At 63.1% G+C, this 17,197-nt stretch carries 13 protein-coding genes; 6 read left to right on the top strand and 7 right to left on the bottom strand.

The genetic code is table 11. The features are described 5' to 3' along the window. Position 1: 1 nt before the first annotated feature. Positions 2 to 1,003: a Gfo/Idh/MocA family protein gene (locus tag IB277_RS25760; RefSeq protein WP_090295195.1), complete on the bottom strand. Its 1,002-nt coding sequence runs from the start codon at positions 1,001 to 1,003 to the stop codon at positions 2 to 4. Continuing rightward, the gene (locus IB277_RS25755) at positions 1,000 to 2,040 is read right to left on the bottom strand and encodes a LacI family DNA-binding transcriptional regulator (protein WP_090295193.1); all 1,041 of its coding nucleotides are present in this window, start codon (positions 2,038 to 2,040) and stop codon (positions 1,000 to 1,002) included. The genes IB277_RS25760 and IB277_RS25755 overlap by 4 nt, the downstream gene beginning before the upstream one ends. A 297-nt stretch (positions 2,041 to 2,337) precedes the next feature. On the opposite strand from IB277_RS25755, the gene IB277_RS25750 reads away from it, so the two are divergent. Further along, positions 2,338 to 3,510: a dihydrodipicolinate synthase family protein gene (locus IB277_RS25750; RefSeq protein ID WP_089044270.1), complete on the top strand. Its 1,173-nt coding sequence runs from the start codon at positions 2,338 to 2,340 to the stop codon at positions 3,508 to 3,510. Between the two features lie 88 nt (positions 3,511 to 3,598). On the opposite strand, the gene IB277_RS25745 is transcribed toward IB277_RS25750, so the two are convergent. Beyond that, positions 3,599 to 5,752 carry a TonB-dependent receptor domain-containing protein gene (locus IB277_RS25745; protein WP_192372029.1) on the bottom strand — a complete coding sequence of 718 codons (2,154 nt, stop codon included), beginning with the start codon at positions 5,750 to 5,752 and terminating at the stop codon, positions 3,599 to 3,601. A 165-nt stretch (positions 5,753 to 5,917) separates the two neighbouring features. Here IB277_RS25745 and IB277_RS25740 point away from each other — a divergent pair, with 165 nt between their 5' ends. Continuing rightward, a complete protein-coding gene (locus tag IB277_RS25740; protein WP_090295192.1) occupies positions 5,918 to 7,393 on the top strand; it encodes a glycosyl transferase family protein in 1,476 nt (491 codons plus the stop codon). Positions 7,394 to 7,410: 17 nt separating this feature from the next. On the opposite strand, the gene IB277_RS25735 is transcribed toward IB277_RS25740, so the two are convergent. The 3 genes from IB277_RS25735 to IB277_RS38710 all read right to left on the bottom strand — a co-directional run bounded on the left by IB277_RS25735 (position 7,411) and on the right by IB277_RS38710 (position 10,401). Further along, complete coding sequence (locus IB277_RS25735; protein ID WP_110818888.1) at positions 7,411 to 9,474, bottom strand: M3 family metallopeptidase; 2,064 nt, start codon at positions 9,472 to 9,474, stop codon at positions 7,411 to 7,413. Positions 9,475 to 9,580: 106 nt separating this feature from the next. After that, complete coding sequence (locus IB277_RS25730) at positions 9,581 to 10,222, bottom strand: LysE family translocator (RefSeq protein ID WP_034803056.1); 642 nt, start codon at positions 10,220 to 10,222, stop codon at positions 9,581 to 9,583. Between the two features lie 47 nt (positions 10,223 to 10,269). Next, complete coding sequence (locus tag IB277_RS38710) at positions 10,270 to 10,401, bottom strand: hypothetical protein (RefSeq protein ID WP_255380610.1); 132 nt, start codon at positions 10,399 to 10,401, stop codon at positions 10,270 to 10,272. A 197-nt stretch (positions 10,402 to 10,598) separates the two neighbouring features. Here IB277_RS38710 and leuB point away from each other — a divergent pair, with 197 nt between their 5' ends. Together leuB and IB277_RS25720 are read left to right on the top strand one after the other, a co-directional pair. Further along, positions 10,599 to 11,711 carry a 3-isopropylmalate dehydrogenase gene (gene leuB, locus IB277_RS25725; RefSeq protein WP_192372017.1) on the top strand — a complete coding sequence of 371 codons (1,113 nt, stop codon included), beginning with the start codon at positions 10,599 to 10,601 and terminating at the stop codon, positions 11,709 to 11,711. A gap of 230 nt (positions 11,712 to 11,941) precedes the next feature. Then, on the top strand, positions 11,942 to 12,631 hold the full coding sequence (locus tag IB277_RS25720; RefSeq protein WP_034800174.1) for a phosphatase PAP2 family protein: 690 nt from the start codon (positions 11,942 to 11,944) through the stop codon (positions 12,629 to 12,631). Between the two features lie 101 nt (positions 12,632 to 12,732). Here IB277_RS25720 and IB277_RS25715 read toward each other — a convergent pair whose 3' ends face one another. After that, on the bottom strand, positions 12,733 to 14,622 hold the full coding sequence (locus IB277_RS25715; RefSeq protein ID WP_034800173.1) for an MFS transporter: 1,890 nt from the start codon (positions 14,620 to 14,622) through the stop codon (positions 12,733 to 12,735). A gap of 485 nt (positions 14,623 to 15,107) precedes the next feature. Between IB277_RS25715 and IB277_RS25710 the strand changes: the two genes are divergently transcribed. Together IB277_RS25710 and IB277_RS25705 are read left to right on the top strand one after the other, a co-directional pair. Next, on the top strand, positions 15,108 to 16,142 hold the full coding sequence (locus IB277_RS25710; protein ID WP_034800169.1) for an aspartate-semialdehyde dehydrogenase: 1,035 nt from the start codon (positions 15,108 to 15,110) through the stop codon (positions 16,140 to 16,142). A 193-nt stretch (positions 16,143 to 16,335) separates the two neighbouring features. Continuing rightward, positions 16,336 to 17,157 (top strand): lytic transglycosylase domain-containing protein, encoded by an 822-nt coding sequence (locus tag IB277_RS25705; RefSeq protein ID WP_034800180.1) that lies wholly within the window; start codon positions 16,336 to 16,338, stop codon positions 17,155 to 17,157. Positions 17,158 to 17,197: the final 40 nt, after the last annotated feature.

The raw sequence follows: 17,197 nt of genomic DNA, 5'->3' as shown, positions 1-17,197 counted from the left end.
TTCAAAGTCCCGTTTCGATCGCCACGGCCCGGCCGGTGGCCGCCGCCTTGACGACGGCAAGGCCCGTTGCCAGCGACCAGACGCCATCCTCGCCCGTCGCAGATGGACGGCCGTTGCCCCGGGCAGCGGCATGGAAAGCGGAAAGCGCTGTTTCGTAGAGATTGCGGTGGTCGAGCGTCAGCTCGCTCTCGCCATCGGCGTTGCGCAGCGTCACCGTGCCTGTCGGCTTCTGCGTCATCACGTTGCGGCCGATCAGCGATCCTTCGGTGCCATGCACCTCAAGACCGGTCTCTGCGTATTTGGTGGTGAAGGCATCGTGGAACTGTGCGATGACGCCGGAGCGGAAGTGGATGACACCCATGACGCCATCCTCCAGGCCTTCCTTGCCCATGCCGGCACTGTGACTGATGGCAACGGCCTCGATCGGATCGTCGTTGAGGATGAAGCGCAGCGTATCGGCGTCATGCACGGTGATGTCGAGAATGACGCCGCCGCCGGCGTCCGGCCTCTCCAGTCGCCAGCCCTGGAGATGCGGCGGCAGATAGACGGCGTGGAAGACGCGGGCTGCAATCGGCCGGCCGATCCTGCCCTCGGCGATCGCATCGCGCATTGCGCGGTGGCTGGCGGCATTGCGCAGGTGGTGGTTGGTAGCAAGAACGACACCCGCTTCCTGCGCTGCGCTCACCATGTCGCGCGCATCCTCCAGCGTCATCGCCAGCGGCTTCTCGCAGAGCACGTGCTTGCCGGCAGCGATCGCCGCCAGCGTCTGCTCGCGATGCAGTTCATTGGTGGTGGAGACATAGACGGCATCGACATCGGGATCGCCGACGAGTTCGGCAACAGTGGTCACCGACTTGGCGATGCCGTTCTCCTCGGCGTAAGCCGCGCCGCGCTCCGCGCTCGTGCTCATGACGGAGACGACCTCGCCTCCGGCGGCGCGGATTGCGCCGATCACCCATTCGCGCGCAATCGTGCTTGCGCCGATCAGACCCCACCGTGTCATGCCAGTGCCTCCCTTTTTCTCTCGATTGCAGCGCCGCAGCTCTGGCGAACGACGAGACGAACCGAACCGACGATGGCTTCCGGCTCCGCCTTACCGGCCTTGATCTGCTTCAACAGCAGTTCGGCCGCCCGTTGGCCCATGCCTTGCGGATCGACGGACACCGTCGTCAGCGCCGGAACTGCTGTCTTCGCCTCGATCACGTCGTCGAAACCGATAACGGCAAAATCGGCACCCGGCTCAAGCCGCCGGGCCCTCAGGCCATCGCAGACGCCGAAAGCGACCGCATCATTGAAGCAGAGTGCGGCCGTCGGCCGGTCGGCGAGCATCATCGCCTGCTCCACCGCCGTCACCCCGCCGGCACGCGACGGCGCCGAACCGATGATCAGCGATTCCGAAACCGGCATGCCGGCCTCGACGAGCGCATCGCGGTAGCCGCGCATGCGCGCCTCGAAGACGGCGGTGTCGGAAAAGCCGCCGAGGAAGGCGATGCGCTGGTGACCACGTTCGATCAGATGACGCACCGCGGCCACGGCACCAGCGTGGTTGTCGGAGATCAGCGAAGAGACATTTGCACCGGCAATGTCGCGGACGACGAGCACGACGGGAATGCCGCTCTCGACCAAAGGCGCAAGATCGGCCGCTTCGGTGCCACGCGCCGGCGAGATGATCAGGCCGGAAACGCCATGCTCGCGCATCGACGCGACCACTTCGCGCTGGCGCTCGATCTTTTCGCCGGTATTGGCAAGAAACTGCACGAAGCCTGCCGATTGCACGACCGCATCGACGCCGACGGCGAGTTCCGCAAAGAAGCTGTTGGTGAGATCGTTGACGACGATGCCGATGATCTTGGACTTCGATTGCCGAAGATTGGCAGCACCGCGATTATAGACATAGCCGAGATCGCGGATGGCGGCATTCACTTTGGCGCGCGTCGCCTCATTGACGAGCGAGCTGCCCTGAAGAACGAGCGACACGGTCGACTTCGACACGCCGGCAGCGTGCGCAATATCGATGACCGTTACCCTCTCCTTAACCACAGCATCCTCCCGAATTCTTCTGCCTGCTTTCTTCTTTCATAATTGGAACGTTCCAATTTCGTCAAGAGTTGGTTGATCACTTTTTTCCCGTCCAGCCGCGCTCGGTCTAGACAAAAGGCACCTTGAGAAGCGTCGCGATCTGCGGTTTGACGGATTATTTAATTGAATTTCAATGATATTATTGGAGATCCGCAATCGCCTGGAGGAGGATCGCCTCGCCTGAAAAACATTGCCGCTTGCCATTTGGAACGATCCAAAGTATTCCAGGACAAACGTCCGCGGAGGAGACCAACCCCAATGACAAGCCTGACGCTGCCGCGCCAAGACGGCTCGCTTGAACAGTATCGCCTGACCGGAACGCCGATCGAACGGCCCAACACGCCGCCGACCTTCAACCGCATCGCCTATGCGGCCGCCCATGTGGTCTCGGATCCGCTCAAGGATCTCGATCCCTGGGGCAACCCGGCGATCGACTGGGACGTGACGATGGCGTTTCGCCATCACCTCTGGAGCCTGGGTTTCAAAATCGCCGAGGCGATGGACACCGCCCAACGCGGCATGGGCCTTGCCTGGCCGGGCGCGCAGGAGCTGATCCGCCGATCGCTCAGCGATGCGCGGCAGGTAGCGGGCGCCGATCTTGCCTGTGGCGCCGGCACCGACCATCTTGCGCCCACCGATGCACGCTCGCTTGACGATGTGATTGCCGCCTATGAGGAACAGGTCGGCTTCGTCGAAGGCGAGGGGGGCAGGGCGATCATGATGGCAAGCCGGGCGCTCGCCCGCGTCGCGCGATCGGCCGACGACTATCGCCTCGTCTATGGCCGCATCCTCGGCCAGACCAGGCACAAGGTGGTGTTGCATTGGCTCGGCGACATGTTCGATCCGCAACTTCGGGGCTATTGGGGTTCGGAGAATTTCGACCAGGCGCTCGATACGGTGCTCTCGATCATCGAAGCCAACCGCGACAAGGTCGAAGGCATCAAGATTTCGCTGCTCGACAACGCCAAGGAAGTGGCACTGCGCAATCGCCTGCCCGAAGGCGTGCTCTGCTTTACCGGCGACGACTTCAACTATGCCGAGCTGATCGAGGGCGACGGCACGAAGTACAGCCACGCGCTGCTCGGCATCTTCGATGCGGTGGCGCCCTCCGCCTCCAAGGCACTCGCGGCGCTGGCGAAGGACGATCTCGCCACCTTCCGCGGCGTGATCGAGCCGACCGTGCCCCTGTCCCGCAAGATCTTCGAGGCGCCGACACAGTATTACAAGGCCGGCGTCGTTCTCCTCGCCTGGCTGAACGGCCACCAGCGCCACTTCACCATGCCCGCCGGCATGCAGTCCGCCCGCGGGGTGCTGCACTACGCCGATATCTTCCGCCTCGCCGACCGCGCCAATGTGCTCGACCGGCCGGAACTGGCGCTCCAGAGAATGAAAAGCCTGCTATCGACCCTCGGCGTGGACCAAAGCGCCTGAGAAAGAGCGGCGCTTGAGAAATGACAGACGGCGCCTTCCGGGCGCCGTCTGTTTTCGATCGGGAGCCGGGCAGGGGCCGGCCGGATGATCAGAATGTTGCCGTTAGGCTCATCCAGAAGCGGCGGCCTTCCATGACCGTGTTGAAATCGGTCTGCTCGACTTCCTTGTCGAAGAGATTGTAGACCGCGGCGTTCAGCGTCAGGCCCTCGCCGACATCATATTTCGTGCCGATATCGACCGTCGTATAGGCGTCGTACTTGCGGCCCTGCTGGCCGTTGATCGTCACCGGCTTGCCGTTGGTGCCGATGCGCGGGCCGGCGGCGATCTCTTCGCCGTGATAGCTGACGGAAGCCCAGGCTTCTAGCCCTTCGACCGGCGTGTACCAATCAGCCCTGAGATTGGCCATGTGTTCCGGCGTGCGCGCCAGCGGGAAGCCGGCAAAGGTGCCGGTCTTCTGTTCGGACTGCGTGTAGGTGTAGCTCGCGCGAAGTGTCAGATCCGGCGTCGCATTCCAGGTCGCGGTGAGCTCGACGCCCTGAATGATCGCGTCGTCGATATTGTAGTTGTACCAGAGGCGGTAGTTCGGGTCCTCGCTCCAGCGCACCGGATTGCCGGCCGAATCCAGCACCATCGAGTTGGAGATCTTGTCCCGGAAATCCGTATAGAAATAGGTACCACCGAGAATGACGTCGCCATTGTCCCAAATCGCGCCGATTTCATAGCTCGTGCTCGATTCGGCCTTCAGGTTCGGGTCGGCGATGATCACGCCGCAGGTGCCGGTCGGACCATAAGAGCAACCGCCACCGCCGGTCGTATAGGCATAACCCGGCGCGATGCTGCGGATATCGGGCGCACGGAAGCCGGTGGAAATGCCGCCCTTTACCGTCAGCATGTCGGTCGCGTTCCAGACGCCGTAGATGCGCGGGCTCAAGTGGTAGCCATATTCCTCATGATGATCGAGACGCAGGCCCGTGGTCAGCGCGAAGTCATCGACCATGCGCCATTCGTCTTCGGCAAACAGCGCCCATTGCGTCGCCGAGAAGGTCTCGTTCAAGCCCGTGCGTCGACCCGGGTTCTGGTCGGAAAGCCGCGCCTCGAAATATTGCCCGCCAGTCACCAGCGTGTGGCTGCCGCCGAGATCGAAGGGGGTGGTGAACTTGCCGTCGATGACGGTGTTGCGCACCTCGGGCGCGCGCGGCTGCTTGACGAAGCGACCGTCTGCCTGGCTGTAGTTGTAGGTCCGGCGCTCCGCCCATTCCTGCAGGATGGAGAAGTCAGACGTCGTCGGTCCCCAGCGGCCCGTATGGGAGAACGACCAGTGATCGCGGTCGTTGTCGTTGTAGGTGCTGACCGCGCGCGGTCCGGGCTCGATCGTCTTGCCGACATTGGCATCGCGGCGAAGCCGTGCGGTCCCGCCTTCGAGGAAGAAGTCATGATCCTCGTTCGGCGTATAGGAAAGCCGCGCCGTCAGATCGTGTTCCTTCGAACCGGTGATGCCGGAAAGGAACCTGTCCTCACTGCGCTTCAGGCCGCGGCCCCAGATCTGTACGCCGAGCGTGTCTTTCAGGATCGGCCCGCTGGTGTAGAACGACATTTGGCCCGAATTGCCGAACTGCTTGTGCTGCTGCATCGTGCCGTCGGTGGTGAACGAGCCGGTCCAGCTGTCGGCGACCTTGCGGGTGATGATGTTGATGACCCCACCCATGGCATCGGAACCGTAGAGCGACGACATCGGCCCACGGACGATCTCGATACGCTCGATGGCGGCGGCCGGCGGAATGAAGCTCTGCTCGAAACCGGAGTTGCCATTGGTGCGCGCGTCACGCGTGCTCTGGCGCTTTCCGTCGACAAGAATCAGCGTGTAGGAGCCGGGCAGGCCGCGGATGAAGATGTCGCGCTCGTTGGCGACACCTGTCACCGCAACCCCTTGCGCGTCGCGAAGCGCATCGGTGAGATCGCGGAACGACCGCTTTTGCAGGTCTTCGCCCGAGATCACCGTGATGCTCGCCGGCGCATCCTTGACGTTTTGCTCGAACCCGGTCGCCGTCACCACAATCTGCTCGAGTTCGGTCGCCTTCTCCTTCTCCTTTTCCTTGGCCTTCTGTGCCAAGGCTTCCGTCGGCACCGTCAGCGCCGTGCCGGCGAGGCAGGCGCAGACGAAACGACGTGACCATCCGGCCGAGCCGCACCGGTTCCAGCGGTCCCCTTGCCGCTGCCCCTCGGTTTCGGTCTCAGGCCCCATCCGCTTCATCATCTTCGCCCCGCATATATCTTGAGTAATGAACTCCACTTAGTTATTGGCGAGGGAGACGGTCAACGACGCTGTTTTGGAACCGTTCCAAATACGAAACGACGCAAAACAGCGCCCGCGAATATGCCGGATGAGACAGAAAGGCGGGACGGAACCATGGCGAAAGCAACGGCGAGCGTGACAGGAGGCGCGTCGGCGTCCAACGAACGTCAGACGGATCTGAGCAAGCTGCGCCTGCTCCTGGCGCTGGACGCACTGCTACGCGAAAACAGCGTCAGCCGTGCCGCTTCAAGCGTCGGTCTGCAGCCCTCGGCAATGAGCCGCTTGCTCGGTCAATTGCGTGAGGACTATGCCGATCCGCTGTTCCTGCGCACAGGTCATGGCCTGCGCCCGACCCCGCTTGCCGAGTCTCTGCGGCTACGCGTGCGCGCTCTTGCCGCAGAGACCGAAGCCCTGCTTGACGCACGCGCCGCTGGCTCCGCGTCCGCACCCACACAGACAGGTCACGCCGGCTGGGAAGGGCAGGCACTGACCGACGCACCACCGCTGGCGGTCCGGCCAAGCCGCCTGCTTGAGGGGGAGCCGGCACCGGAACAGTTCGCCGCAAAGCTGGCCGAAATCGGCGACGATGCCGCCCCTGAACGACGATTGGCTCGCTGCATCGCGACTGTCGGCACCGGCGCCGGCCGCAGCCGCCCCTTGAGCGAAGAGGAGGCCGAGGACGCGCTGGCGATCATCCTTGCCGGCGAAGCGGACCCGGTGCAGATCGGTGCGCTGATGACGGTGCTGCATTATCGCGGACCGACGGCGGTGGAGGTGGCCGGTTTCGTGCGCGCCATGCGCCGCCATATCGGCGCAATTGAACCGGGAAACGGCATCGCCGACCTCGATTGGCCCTGCTACCTCTCGCCCAAATTGAAGACTGCGCCCTGGTTCCTGCATGCGGCACGGCTTGTCGTCGATGCCGGGCATCGCGTCGTGCTGCATGGAAGCTACGGTGAAGAGGGTACGGATCGGTACAAGCTGGAGGTGGCCGCTTCCGCAGCCGGCATCCCGATCTGCACGTCGATCACGGCCGCCAAGACAGCGCTTCGGTCGGCAGGCATCGCCTATCTGCCGCTCTCGGCCTTTGCGCCGCAGGTCTATCGCTTGCTGGGGCTCTATCGGCTGATGGAGATGCGCATGCCGCTAAACGCCGCCATACACCTCATCAATCCGATGGGCGGACGGACAAGCCTTCTCGGCGTCGCCAATCCCTCGAGCCGCACGCTCAGCCGCGACATCGCCATGCTGCTCGGCACGAGAGAGTTGACGATCCTCGGCAACACCCGCGACCACGCTGAGTTCACGCCCTACCGCCAGACGCCCCTTTTCCGCCTTGTCGGCGGCGAAGCCTCCGAAGTCATCATTCCCGCGAAAATCGCGCCGCCGGCCGAACCGCGCACCGGCTTGAGCAGCCGCGAATACTGGCAGGCGGTTTGGACTGGTGCTGCCCGCGACGAGCGCGCGGAAACCACCATCATTACGACGGCGGCTGCCGCCCTTGTCAGTCTGCGCAATCACGACGACTTCGAGGCTGCTTGCGAGACAGTGCGGGGACTTTGGAACAACCGATCACGCCGGATGGCGTGATCGGAAATCGGCGTGGCTCAGGCAGCCAGGCCCTTTTTCGCGAGCATCGCATCCGGGCTCGGCAGTTTGCCGCGAAAGGCCTTGTAGGCATCCTCCGGATCGATCGAGCCTCCGACCGAATAGATGTTGTCCTTGAGGCGGGCGGCCATGGCCGGATCGAAGGCGTTGCCGGTTTCCTCGAAGGCGGCGAAGGCATCGGCGTCGAGCACTTCCGACCACATGTAGGAATAGTAGCCGGCCGAGTAGCCGTCGCCCGAGAAGACGTGCAGGAAGTGCGGGCTGCGATGGCGCATGACGATGGATTTCGGCATGCCGATCTCATCGAGCTTCTTGGCTTCGAGCGCCATCGGTTCCGCCGTCACCGCGGCCGTATGATAGGCCATATCGACCAGTGCGGACGACGTGAACTCGACCGTGGCGAAGCCCGAGTTGAAGGTTCGCGCCGCCAGCACCTTGTCGAGCAGCGCCTGCGGCATCGGCTCGCCCGTCTGGTAGTGCACCGCATAACGCTTCAGGATCTCCGGCACCGTCAGCCAATGTTCGTAAAGCTGCGACGGCAGCTCGACGAAGTCACGCGACACACCCGTGCCGGACACCGAAGGGTAGGTGACGTTGGATAGCATGCCATGCAATGCGTGCCCGAACTCGTGGAAGAGCGTTCGGGCATCATCGAGCGACAGCAGCGCCGGCTTGCCCTCGGCGGGCTTGGCGAAATTGCAGACGTTGTAGATGATCGGCAGCTCGCCTTCGGCGCCGTTCTTCAGCTTGAGCTTGTGCTGCGACTGGAACGAACTCATCCACGCACCGGAGCGCTTCGAAGACCGGGCGAAGTAGTCGCCAAGGAACAATGCCACCAGCTTGCCGGATGCATCCTTGATCTCGAAGACGCGCACGTCGGGATGGTAGGCGGCAATGCCCTTCTTCTCCGTCGCGGTAATGCCGAACAGACGCTTGGCGACATCGAAGCAGGCCTCGATGATCTTTTCGAGCTGCAGGTAAGGCTTGAGTTCGCCTTCGGAGAAATTGAACTTTTCGGCGCGGAGCTTCTCGGCGTAATGGCGCCAGTCCCAAGGCATGACGTCGTGATTGCGGCCCTCGTCGGCAACAAGCCGGGCAAGCTCGGCCTCTTCCTCGCGGGCGCGGGCAACCGCCTTTTCCCAGACTTGCATCAGCAGGCCGTTCACGGCAGTGGGCGTCTTCGCCATGGTATCGTCGAGCTTCAGCGACGCGAAGTTATCATAGCCGAGCAGCTTCGCCTTTTCGGCCCGCAGCGCCAGCATCTCGGCGATCAGCCCGCGATTGTCGGTGTCGCCGCCATTTTCACCGCGCGCGATCCAGGCGCGGAAGGCCTGCTCGCGAAGCTCGCGATTGTCGGAGAAGGTCAGGAACGGTTCGATGATCGAGCGCGACAGGGTGACGGCGTACTTGCCCTTCTGGCCGCGGTCTTCGGCAACCGCCGCCATGGCGTCGCGCAGGAAGTCCGGCAGGCCGGCGAGCTGTTCCTCGCTCTCCAAGAACAGAACCCAGCTCTTCTCATCGGCGAGCACGTTCTGCCCGAACCTGGCGCCGAGGCCGGCGAGTTTCTCGTTGATCGCTGCCAGCCGCTCCTGCTCGGGCTTTGCGAGCTTGGCGCCGGATTTGACGAAACCCTTCCAGTGGCGCTCGAGTACGCGCGTCGCTTCAAGATCGAGGCCAAGCCCTGCGCGCCCTTCCCACAGCGTGTCGATGCGCTTGAAGAGCGCCGCATTCATGCCAATTTTCGAATAGTGCCGGGACATCTTCGGCGCGATATCGCGCTCCAGCGCCTGGATCGTCTCGTTGGTGTCGGCGCCGGCCTTGTTCCAGAAGATCGAGGATACGCGCGACAGTCCGTCACCGGCGATCTCCAGCGCAATGATCGTGTTTTCGAAGGTCGGCGCCGCCGGGTTTTCGGCAATCGCGTCGATCTCCGCCTCATGTTCCCTGAAAGCCGCGTCGAACGCCGGAGCAAAATCCTCGTCCTTCACCAGGTCGAAACGCGGCAGGCCTTCGTGGCCGGTCCATGCGGTGAGCGCGGGATTGAGCGGGGTGCTGGTGGTCATCAGAAATCCTTTCGCATGCGGTCCGACGCGGGGCCGGGGAGGGGCGTCGCTGATCTATGACATCAGGACGCGGAGGCAATGGAGGTGGTCGTGAGGGGGCTTGCCGTCAAGGCCTGCGCAAACCGAGAAGCCCGGGGGCAGCGTGCCAGACCGCCTGAACGGCAAAGCCGATGAACAGGAGACCGGAGAGCCGGACGATCGCGAGTTCGTGGCGTCGGTAGAAACGCCGCACGACGGAGGTGCCGATGATGACGATCAGGATCAGATCGGCCACGAGAAATCCGATCAGCGAGACGCCGAGCAGCGCCGGCAGCGCATCGAACTCGAGCGCGTTGGCCGAGCTGGCCAGCAGCGCCGTGAAGGTTGCGAGCGCTACCGGATAGCCCTTGGGATTGGTGAGTCCAAAAATCAGTCCGCGTCTCAAAGGACGCTCGACTGTCACGAGCGCGCGGTTCTCCCCGGCGGGGCGTGCGCGCAATGCCGTCCAGCCGATCCAGCCGAGATAGGCGCCGCAGAAGAGACCGAGGATATCGAAAATCGTCGTGCCGACGGAGCGCGCGCCGACGATTGCGACCAGCGCCAGGGTCGACCAGAGAACGTCACCGGCAAGGTGTCCGCCCATGAACAAGGCGCCTGCCTTGCGCCCCTGGCCGGCGCCGATGCCGAGCAGCGCCAGAAACGCCGGTCCGGGAATAAGGACATAGGAGAGGGCGGCGAGAAAGGCTCCAATCAGCAGCGTCTCGGACATGGCGGGTTCCCAGTTGCGTTACCCGCATTCGATCCGGAGGCACCGTTTCAGTCAAGAGGAAAGCTAAGCCAACTATAGGACGACGCGGGTGAGCGCTTGCCGGAAGGCCGGCCAGTAAAGGTCAGGTTCTTGGTCGTGGCGCGGATATGGGCGGCGACGGCGTGAACGAAATTGCTCATGTTTTTCTCCTCGAGGGATCGACGGCCAGGCAGGTACACGGCTTCTAGACCATCATCGCAGTGCCCCGGCCGATCAGCTGTTCCGTAGGGAACGTTCCGCTCGCGGCCGCGCACAAATCTTTCGTTTCGCCGATTTCCCTCGATACGAAGTTGCGCTAGAACGCGGCCGAGTTTTCCCCCCGCGAGAAGGACTATCCATGACTGTGCGCAACCTCTTCCTTCTGCCCGGCGACGGCATCGGCCCGGAAGCCATGGCGGAAGTCCGCAAAATCATCGCCTACATGAATGCCGAGCTTGGTGCCGGCTTCGTGACGGACGAGGGCCTGGTCGGCGGTTCGGCCTATGACGCCCACGGTCAGGCGATCTCGGAAGAGGACATGAAGAAGGCGCTTGCCGCCGATGCGGTGCTGTTCGGCGCCGTCGGCGGTCCGAAGTGGGATGCGGTGCCCTACGAGGTGCGCCCGGAAGCCGGTCTGCTGCGCCTGCGCAAGGATCTCGAGCTCTTCGCCAACCTGCGCCCGGCGATCTGCTACCCGGCGCTTTCCGCCGCCTCGTCGCTCAAGCCGGAACTGGTCGAAGGCCTCGACATCCTGATCGTGCGCGAGCTGACCGGTGGCGTCTATTTCGGCGAGCCGAAGGAGATCATCGATCTCGGCAACGGCCAGAAGCGTGGCATCGACACCCAGGTCTACGACACCTACGAGATCGAGCGCATCGCGGGCGTCGCCTTCGAGCTGGCCCGCACCCGCAACAACCGCGTCTGCTCGATGGAAAAGCGCAACGTCATGAAGTCGGGCGTGTTGTGGAACCAGGTGGTGACCGAGACGCACAAGGCGAAGTACTCCGACGTCCAGCTCGAGCACATGCTGGCGGACGCCGGCGGCATGCAGCTGGTGCGCCAGCCCAAGCAGTTCGACGTCATCGTCACCGACAACCTGTTCGGCGACATGCTGTCGGACGTGGCGGCGATGCTCACCGGTTCGCTCGGCATGCTGCCGTCCGCCTCGCTCGGCGCACCGGATGGTGTCAGCGGCAAGCGCAAGGCGCTCTATGAGCCGGTGCATGGCTCGGCACCCGACATTGCCGGCCAGGGCATTGCCAACCCGATCGCGATGATCGCCTCGTTCGCCATGTGCCTGCGCTATTCCTTCAACCTGGTGACGGAAGCCGACAATCTGGAGAAGGCGATCGCCACCGTGCTCGACCAGGGCATCCGCACCGGCGACATCATGGCCGAAGGGGCGAAGAAGGTCGGCACCACCGAGATGGGCGACGCCATCCTTGCCGAGTTCAAGGCGCTGTCGGCGTAAGCGACAACCGATCCTGAACGGCGTCACGCTGACGCCAACAGGCCTACGAAAACCAACACCTCCGGAGCGCATCCGGAGGTGTTTTGCGTTTCACGGCCTTGAATTTGCCAAAAGAACCGACACATCGGAAAAAGACGGACCGGGGCCGCCTGGCGCGGGAAGCGCCCTGCATCGTGCCCCGACAGGAACAGACAATTGCCGCGCGATCTGGGTGGCAGGATGGGAGAACCATGAACCGACCACTTGCGGCCACCGGATGGATCGTGCTGACAACAGCCATCCTCGTGTTCGCGCTCATCCCGCTCGATCCGTTCCTGTCACAGCGCGCGCAAGGCCTGCCGGACAACATCGTCACCTTCAATGAAAGGATCACCGATTTCGGTACCTTTGGCTGGATGATCTATCTTTCCGGTATCCTGCTTGCGGGGGCCTTCGTGCTGCGCCGGGCGGCAAGCCAGGGGCCGCTTCAAAACAAGGCGCGCACTGCCCGCGACCTCGCCGCCTATTTCCTTTTGACGATCGGCACCGCCAGCGCGTTGGTGCATACGCTGAAGCTCCTGATCGGCCGGGCACGACCGGAACTCTTTGCCGAGCTCGGCGCCTACAGCCTGACGCCGTTCGCCGCCAGTGATCTCTATGAGAGCTTTCCGTCCGGGCACTCGACTGCGGCCGGTGCGTTTTTCGGCGTCTTCGCCATGCTGCTGCCGAGACTGAGGCCACTCTTTCTGGTCCTGGCGCTGACGATCGGTGTTTCCCGCGTCATCGTTGGCGCACACTATCCGAGCGACGTCGCCGCCGGGCTGCTGCTCGGCCTTTGGACATCGGTGATGATGGCGTTTGTCTTTGCCAAATACGGTCGCCTGTTTCGCCTCGGCCCGGGCGGTTGGCCGCTTGCCGGACGCAGCGAGCCGACCCAATAAAAAAGCCGGCGCGGAAGACCGCGCCGGAGTCAGGAGAGCCATGATAGCTCGGGGAAGATTTGAGGTGCCCCCGGGATTTGTTCTCTCCGGGAGCGCCGGGCTTAATCCATCGCGTGGATGTCGCGATCCTTCGTTTCCGGCAGGAACAGGAGGCCGATGACCAGCGTGATCCCTGCAAAGACGATCGGGTACCAGAGGCCGTAGTAGATATCGCCCTGGGCAGCACTCATCGCGAAGGCCGTTGCCGGAAGCAGCCCGCCGAACCAGCCGTTGCCGATGTGGTAGGGCAGCGACATGCCGGTGTAGCGGATGCGGGTCGGGAAGAGTTCGACCAGCAGGGCTGCGATCGGGCCGTAGACCATCGTCACGTAGATGACGAGCACGGTGAGCACCGCGATGATCGTCGTCCAGTTGACGTTGGCAGGATCCGCGACCATCGCGTAGGTGCCGCCGCCGGCGATCGTGTAGACGGCCATTTCGGTGGCAGCGCCCACTTCATCCTTGGTCAGCAGCTTGTCGGCGATGAGCTTTTCGGCCGGAACCATGGTCTTTTCGCCGCCGCGGACAGCGGCTGCGTCAAGCGACAGTTCCGGGTTGGCGGTGACAAAACCGTCAAGCTTGGCGTCCGGAACCTTTGCCGCGCCACGAACCAGCGGGTAGCCGGCATTGTGGAGCGCCATGTTGGTCTGCTTTTCGAAGGCGGCGTTGGCGGCCTTGGCACCATCGCCAGCAGCGACTGCGTCGTAGCTGTTGATCGTGGTGTCGCCGACCTTGACCGTCGCCGCCGTGCCCGCCGCAGCCGTCGTGACGACGTCGTAGGGAACGGAGTTCTTGGTGAGGAACGCGGTTGCGATGTCGCACGAGGTTGTGAACTTCGCCGTGCCCGTCGGGTTGAACTGGAATTTGCAGTCGCCGGGAGCCGCGGTCACCGTTGCGCGAACGGTTGCCTGGGCTTCAGCGAGTGCAGGGTTACCGGCCCAGGTCAGCGCCTTGAACAGCGGGAAGTAGGTGAGCATCGCAAGCAGCAGACCGGCCATGATGATCGGCTTGCGGCCGATCTTGTCGGAGAGCCAGCCGAATAGCACGAAGAAGCCCGTGCCAATCAAAAGCGAGGCGGCGACCATGATGTTGGCCGACTGACCGTCTACTTTCAGGACGCCGGTCAGGAAGAACAGCGCGTAGAACTGACCGGAGTACCAGACCACGGCTTGTCCGACGACGGCACCGAACAGCGCCAGAAGCGCGATCTTGGCGTTCTTCCACTGGCCGAAGGCTTCCCGAAGCGGCGCCTTGGAGCCCTTGCCCTCTTCCTTCATCTTCTTGAAGGCCGGGGATTCGTTCATCTTCAGACGGATCCAGACGGAAATGCCGAGAAGCACGCAGGACAGCAGGAACGGAATGCGCCAGCCCCAGGCGGCGAAGGCTTCCTTGCCGAGCGCGAACTGCACGAGCAGGATCACCACCAGCGACAGGAACAGACCGAGCGTCGCCGTGGTCTGGATCCAGGACGTGAAGTAGCCGCGACGCCCATGCGGGGCGTGTTCGGCCACGTAGGTTGCCGCACCGCCATATTCGCCGCCGAGCGCCAGGCCCTGCAGCATGCGCAGCACGATGAGCAGGATCGGCGCGGCAATGCCGATCGAGGCAGCGCCGGGCAGGATGCCGACCAGGAAGGTCGACAGACCCATGATCAGGATCGTCACGAGGAAGGTGTATTTGCGGCCGACGAGGTCACCCAGGCGACCGAAGACGAGCGCGCCGAACGGGCGAACCAGGAAGCCCGCGGCAAAGGCCAGAAGCGCGAAGATGTTACGCGTCGTTTCCGGGTAGGAACTGAAGAAGGTCGCGCCGATGTAGACGGCGAGCGAACCGTAGAGATAGAAATCGTACCATTCGAAGACGGTACCGAGCGACGAGGCGAAGATGACCTTCTTCTCCTCGCCGGTCATCGGACGCGTTTTTGCGTCGTCCGCTGTCGCGACATTTGCCATTTTGATAATCCTCCACTCCAAAGGAGCGCCCATTGGCTGGTCCAGCATTCCTCCCTCGAACGTCCGGACGTGGTGCGCCTGAAATGAGGATGTCAGAAAAGTGTCATCACAGGCAGAGATGCTTTCGGCTTATGACTTTCGTCTAATGCGGCGATCGATCGCGGGCAGGGCGGGGGCGTGCCGGCGCGCGGCAATGTCTTGACTCTTCCCCAAAACCGCGTAAGAGCAGCGACGAACGAGGAAATCACCACCATGCGACCGATCGGTCCAGCCATCGCTGCTTTGATCCTGCCGGCTCTTGCCGCGGGGCAGGATGTCGATTTTTCGTTCGCTTGCAAAACAACGGCCAAAACGACGACGAAAACCGTCTGACGTCTCTGGCCCTCCGCTCTCTCCCCGGTTTGGCCGGGGACAGGAACCCTCGCGGCAGGTCGCGCGGTTTCCCCCTCACCCGACGAGGAGAGACAGAAAAGAGAGCTTAGATCATGGGTTTCAAGATTGCAGTCGCAGGCGCCACCGGCAATGTCGGCCGGGAGATGCTGAACATCCTTTCCGAACGCGGCTTTCCCGCGGATGAAGTGGTCGCCCTCGCTTCCGCCCGCTCCCAGGGCACCGAAGTTTCCTTCGGCGACAAGACCCTCAAGGTCAAGAACCTCGAAAACTACGACTTCTCCGACACCGATATCTGCCTGATGTCGGCTGGCGGCGCCGTATCGCTGAAGTATTCGCCGAAGATCGGCCAGCAGGGCTGCGTCGTCATCGACAACTCCTCGGCCTGGCGCTACGACGCCGAAGTGCCGCTGATCGTTCCGGAAGTGAACCCGGACGCGATCGCGCAGTTCACCAAGAAGAACATCATCGCCAACCCGAATTGCTCGACCGCCCAGCTTGTCGTCGCGCTGAAGCCGCTGCACGACCACGCCAAGATCAAGCGCGTCGTCGTCTCGACCTACCAGTCGGTTTCCGGCGCCGGCAAGGACGGCATGGACGAACTCTTCAACCAGACCCGCGCCGTCTTCGTTGCCGATCCGATCGAATCGAAGAAGTTCACCAAGCGCATCGCCTTCAACGTCATTCCGCACATCGACGTGTTCATGGAAGACGGCTACACGAAGGAAGAGTGGAAGGTTCTCGCCGAGACCAAGAAGATGCTCGACCCGAAGATCAAGGTGACCTGCACCGCCGTGCGCGTTCCCGTCTTCATCGGCCATTCGGAATCGGTGAACATCGAGTTCGAAAACGAGATCACCGCTGACGAAGCGCGCGACATCCTGCGCGAAGCGCCGGGTTGCCTCGTCGTCGACAAGCACGAGAACGGCGGCTACGTCACTCCTTACGAGTGCGCCGGCGAAGATGCGACCTACATCTCGCGCATCCGCGAAGACGCAACCGTCGAGAACGGCCTCAACCTGTGGGTCGTTTCCGACAACCTGCGCAAGGGTGCCGCTCTGAACGCGATCCAGATTGCCGAGCTGCTGGTCAATCGTGGCCTCATCAAGCCGCGCAAGCAGGCTGCCTGAAAACGGCATTAGAACCATTCACTCCCGCCAGGCTCTTTCGAGCCTGGCGGGTTTCCTGTTTCACGAGGGGCCGATCCTTCCCGGATTCACGTGAAACCACGATAAAGTTACCTGCCGCTTGCGGTAGGTGACACGGCCGGCGAAGGCTGGCATTTTTAAGAGCAACGAGATTCGGGCTATGACGGGGTATTTCATGCACAGGGCGAAGTGCGCAGCAGTGGGGCTTGCCGCCCTGATTTCGACTGCAGTTTTTCCGGCGGTGGCATCTGCCGCCCAATGCGGCAATGACGGAAGCGGCTTTGAAGCCTGGGTGCAGAACTTCAAGCAGCAGGCCTCCGGCAACGGCATCAGCCCGCAGGTGCTCGACCGTGCACTCTCCGGCGTCTCCTACAACAAGGCGACGATCCGCGCCGACCGCGGCCAGAAGAGCTTCAAGCTGTCGCTCGAGCAGTTCATGCAGAAGCGCGGCGGCCAAGTGATCATTTCCCGCGGCAAGAAGATGAAGCAGCAGAACGCCGCACTCTTTACCAGCATCGAGCGGCGCTACGGCGTGCCGGCTGGCCCGCTGATTGCCATCTGGGGCATGGAAACCGGCTTCGGCGGTTTCATGGGCAAGGAGCACACGCTCTCGGCCGTTTCGACGCTGGCCTATGACTGCCGTCGCTCGGACTACTTCACCAACCAGCTCTATGCGGCCCTGCAGCTCGTGCAGCGCGGCGATCTGAGCCCGGATGCGCGTGGCGCCGCCCATGGCGAAATCGGCCAGACCCAGTTCCTGCCCGCCAACGTCCTGAAATACGGCGTCGATGGCGATGGCAACGGCCATGTCGACATGGTTCGCTCCAAGGCTGACGCGCTGGCATCCACCGCCAATTTCCTGCGCGGCCATGGCTGGCAGCCGGGCGCCGGCTATCAGCAGGGCCAGGCGAACTTCGCTGCGATCCAGGGCTGGAACGCCGCAAGCGTCTACCAGCAAGCGATCGCCATCATCGGCGCCGAGATCGACGGTCTCTAGGATTTTCGTCCTTCGGAACGCATAACCAACCAGACAAAAG

Source organism: Ensifer sp. ENS07, from assembly GCF_014852185.1.
Classification (GTDB): Bacteria; Pseudomonadota; Alphaproteobacteria; order Rhizobiales; family Rhizobiaceae; genus Ensifer; species Ensifer adhaerens.
The sequence above is the reverse complement of the archived record's forward strand: the minus strand, read 5'-3'. Positions and strand labels throughout refer to the sequence as shown.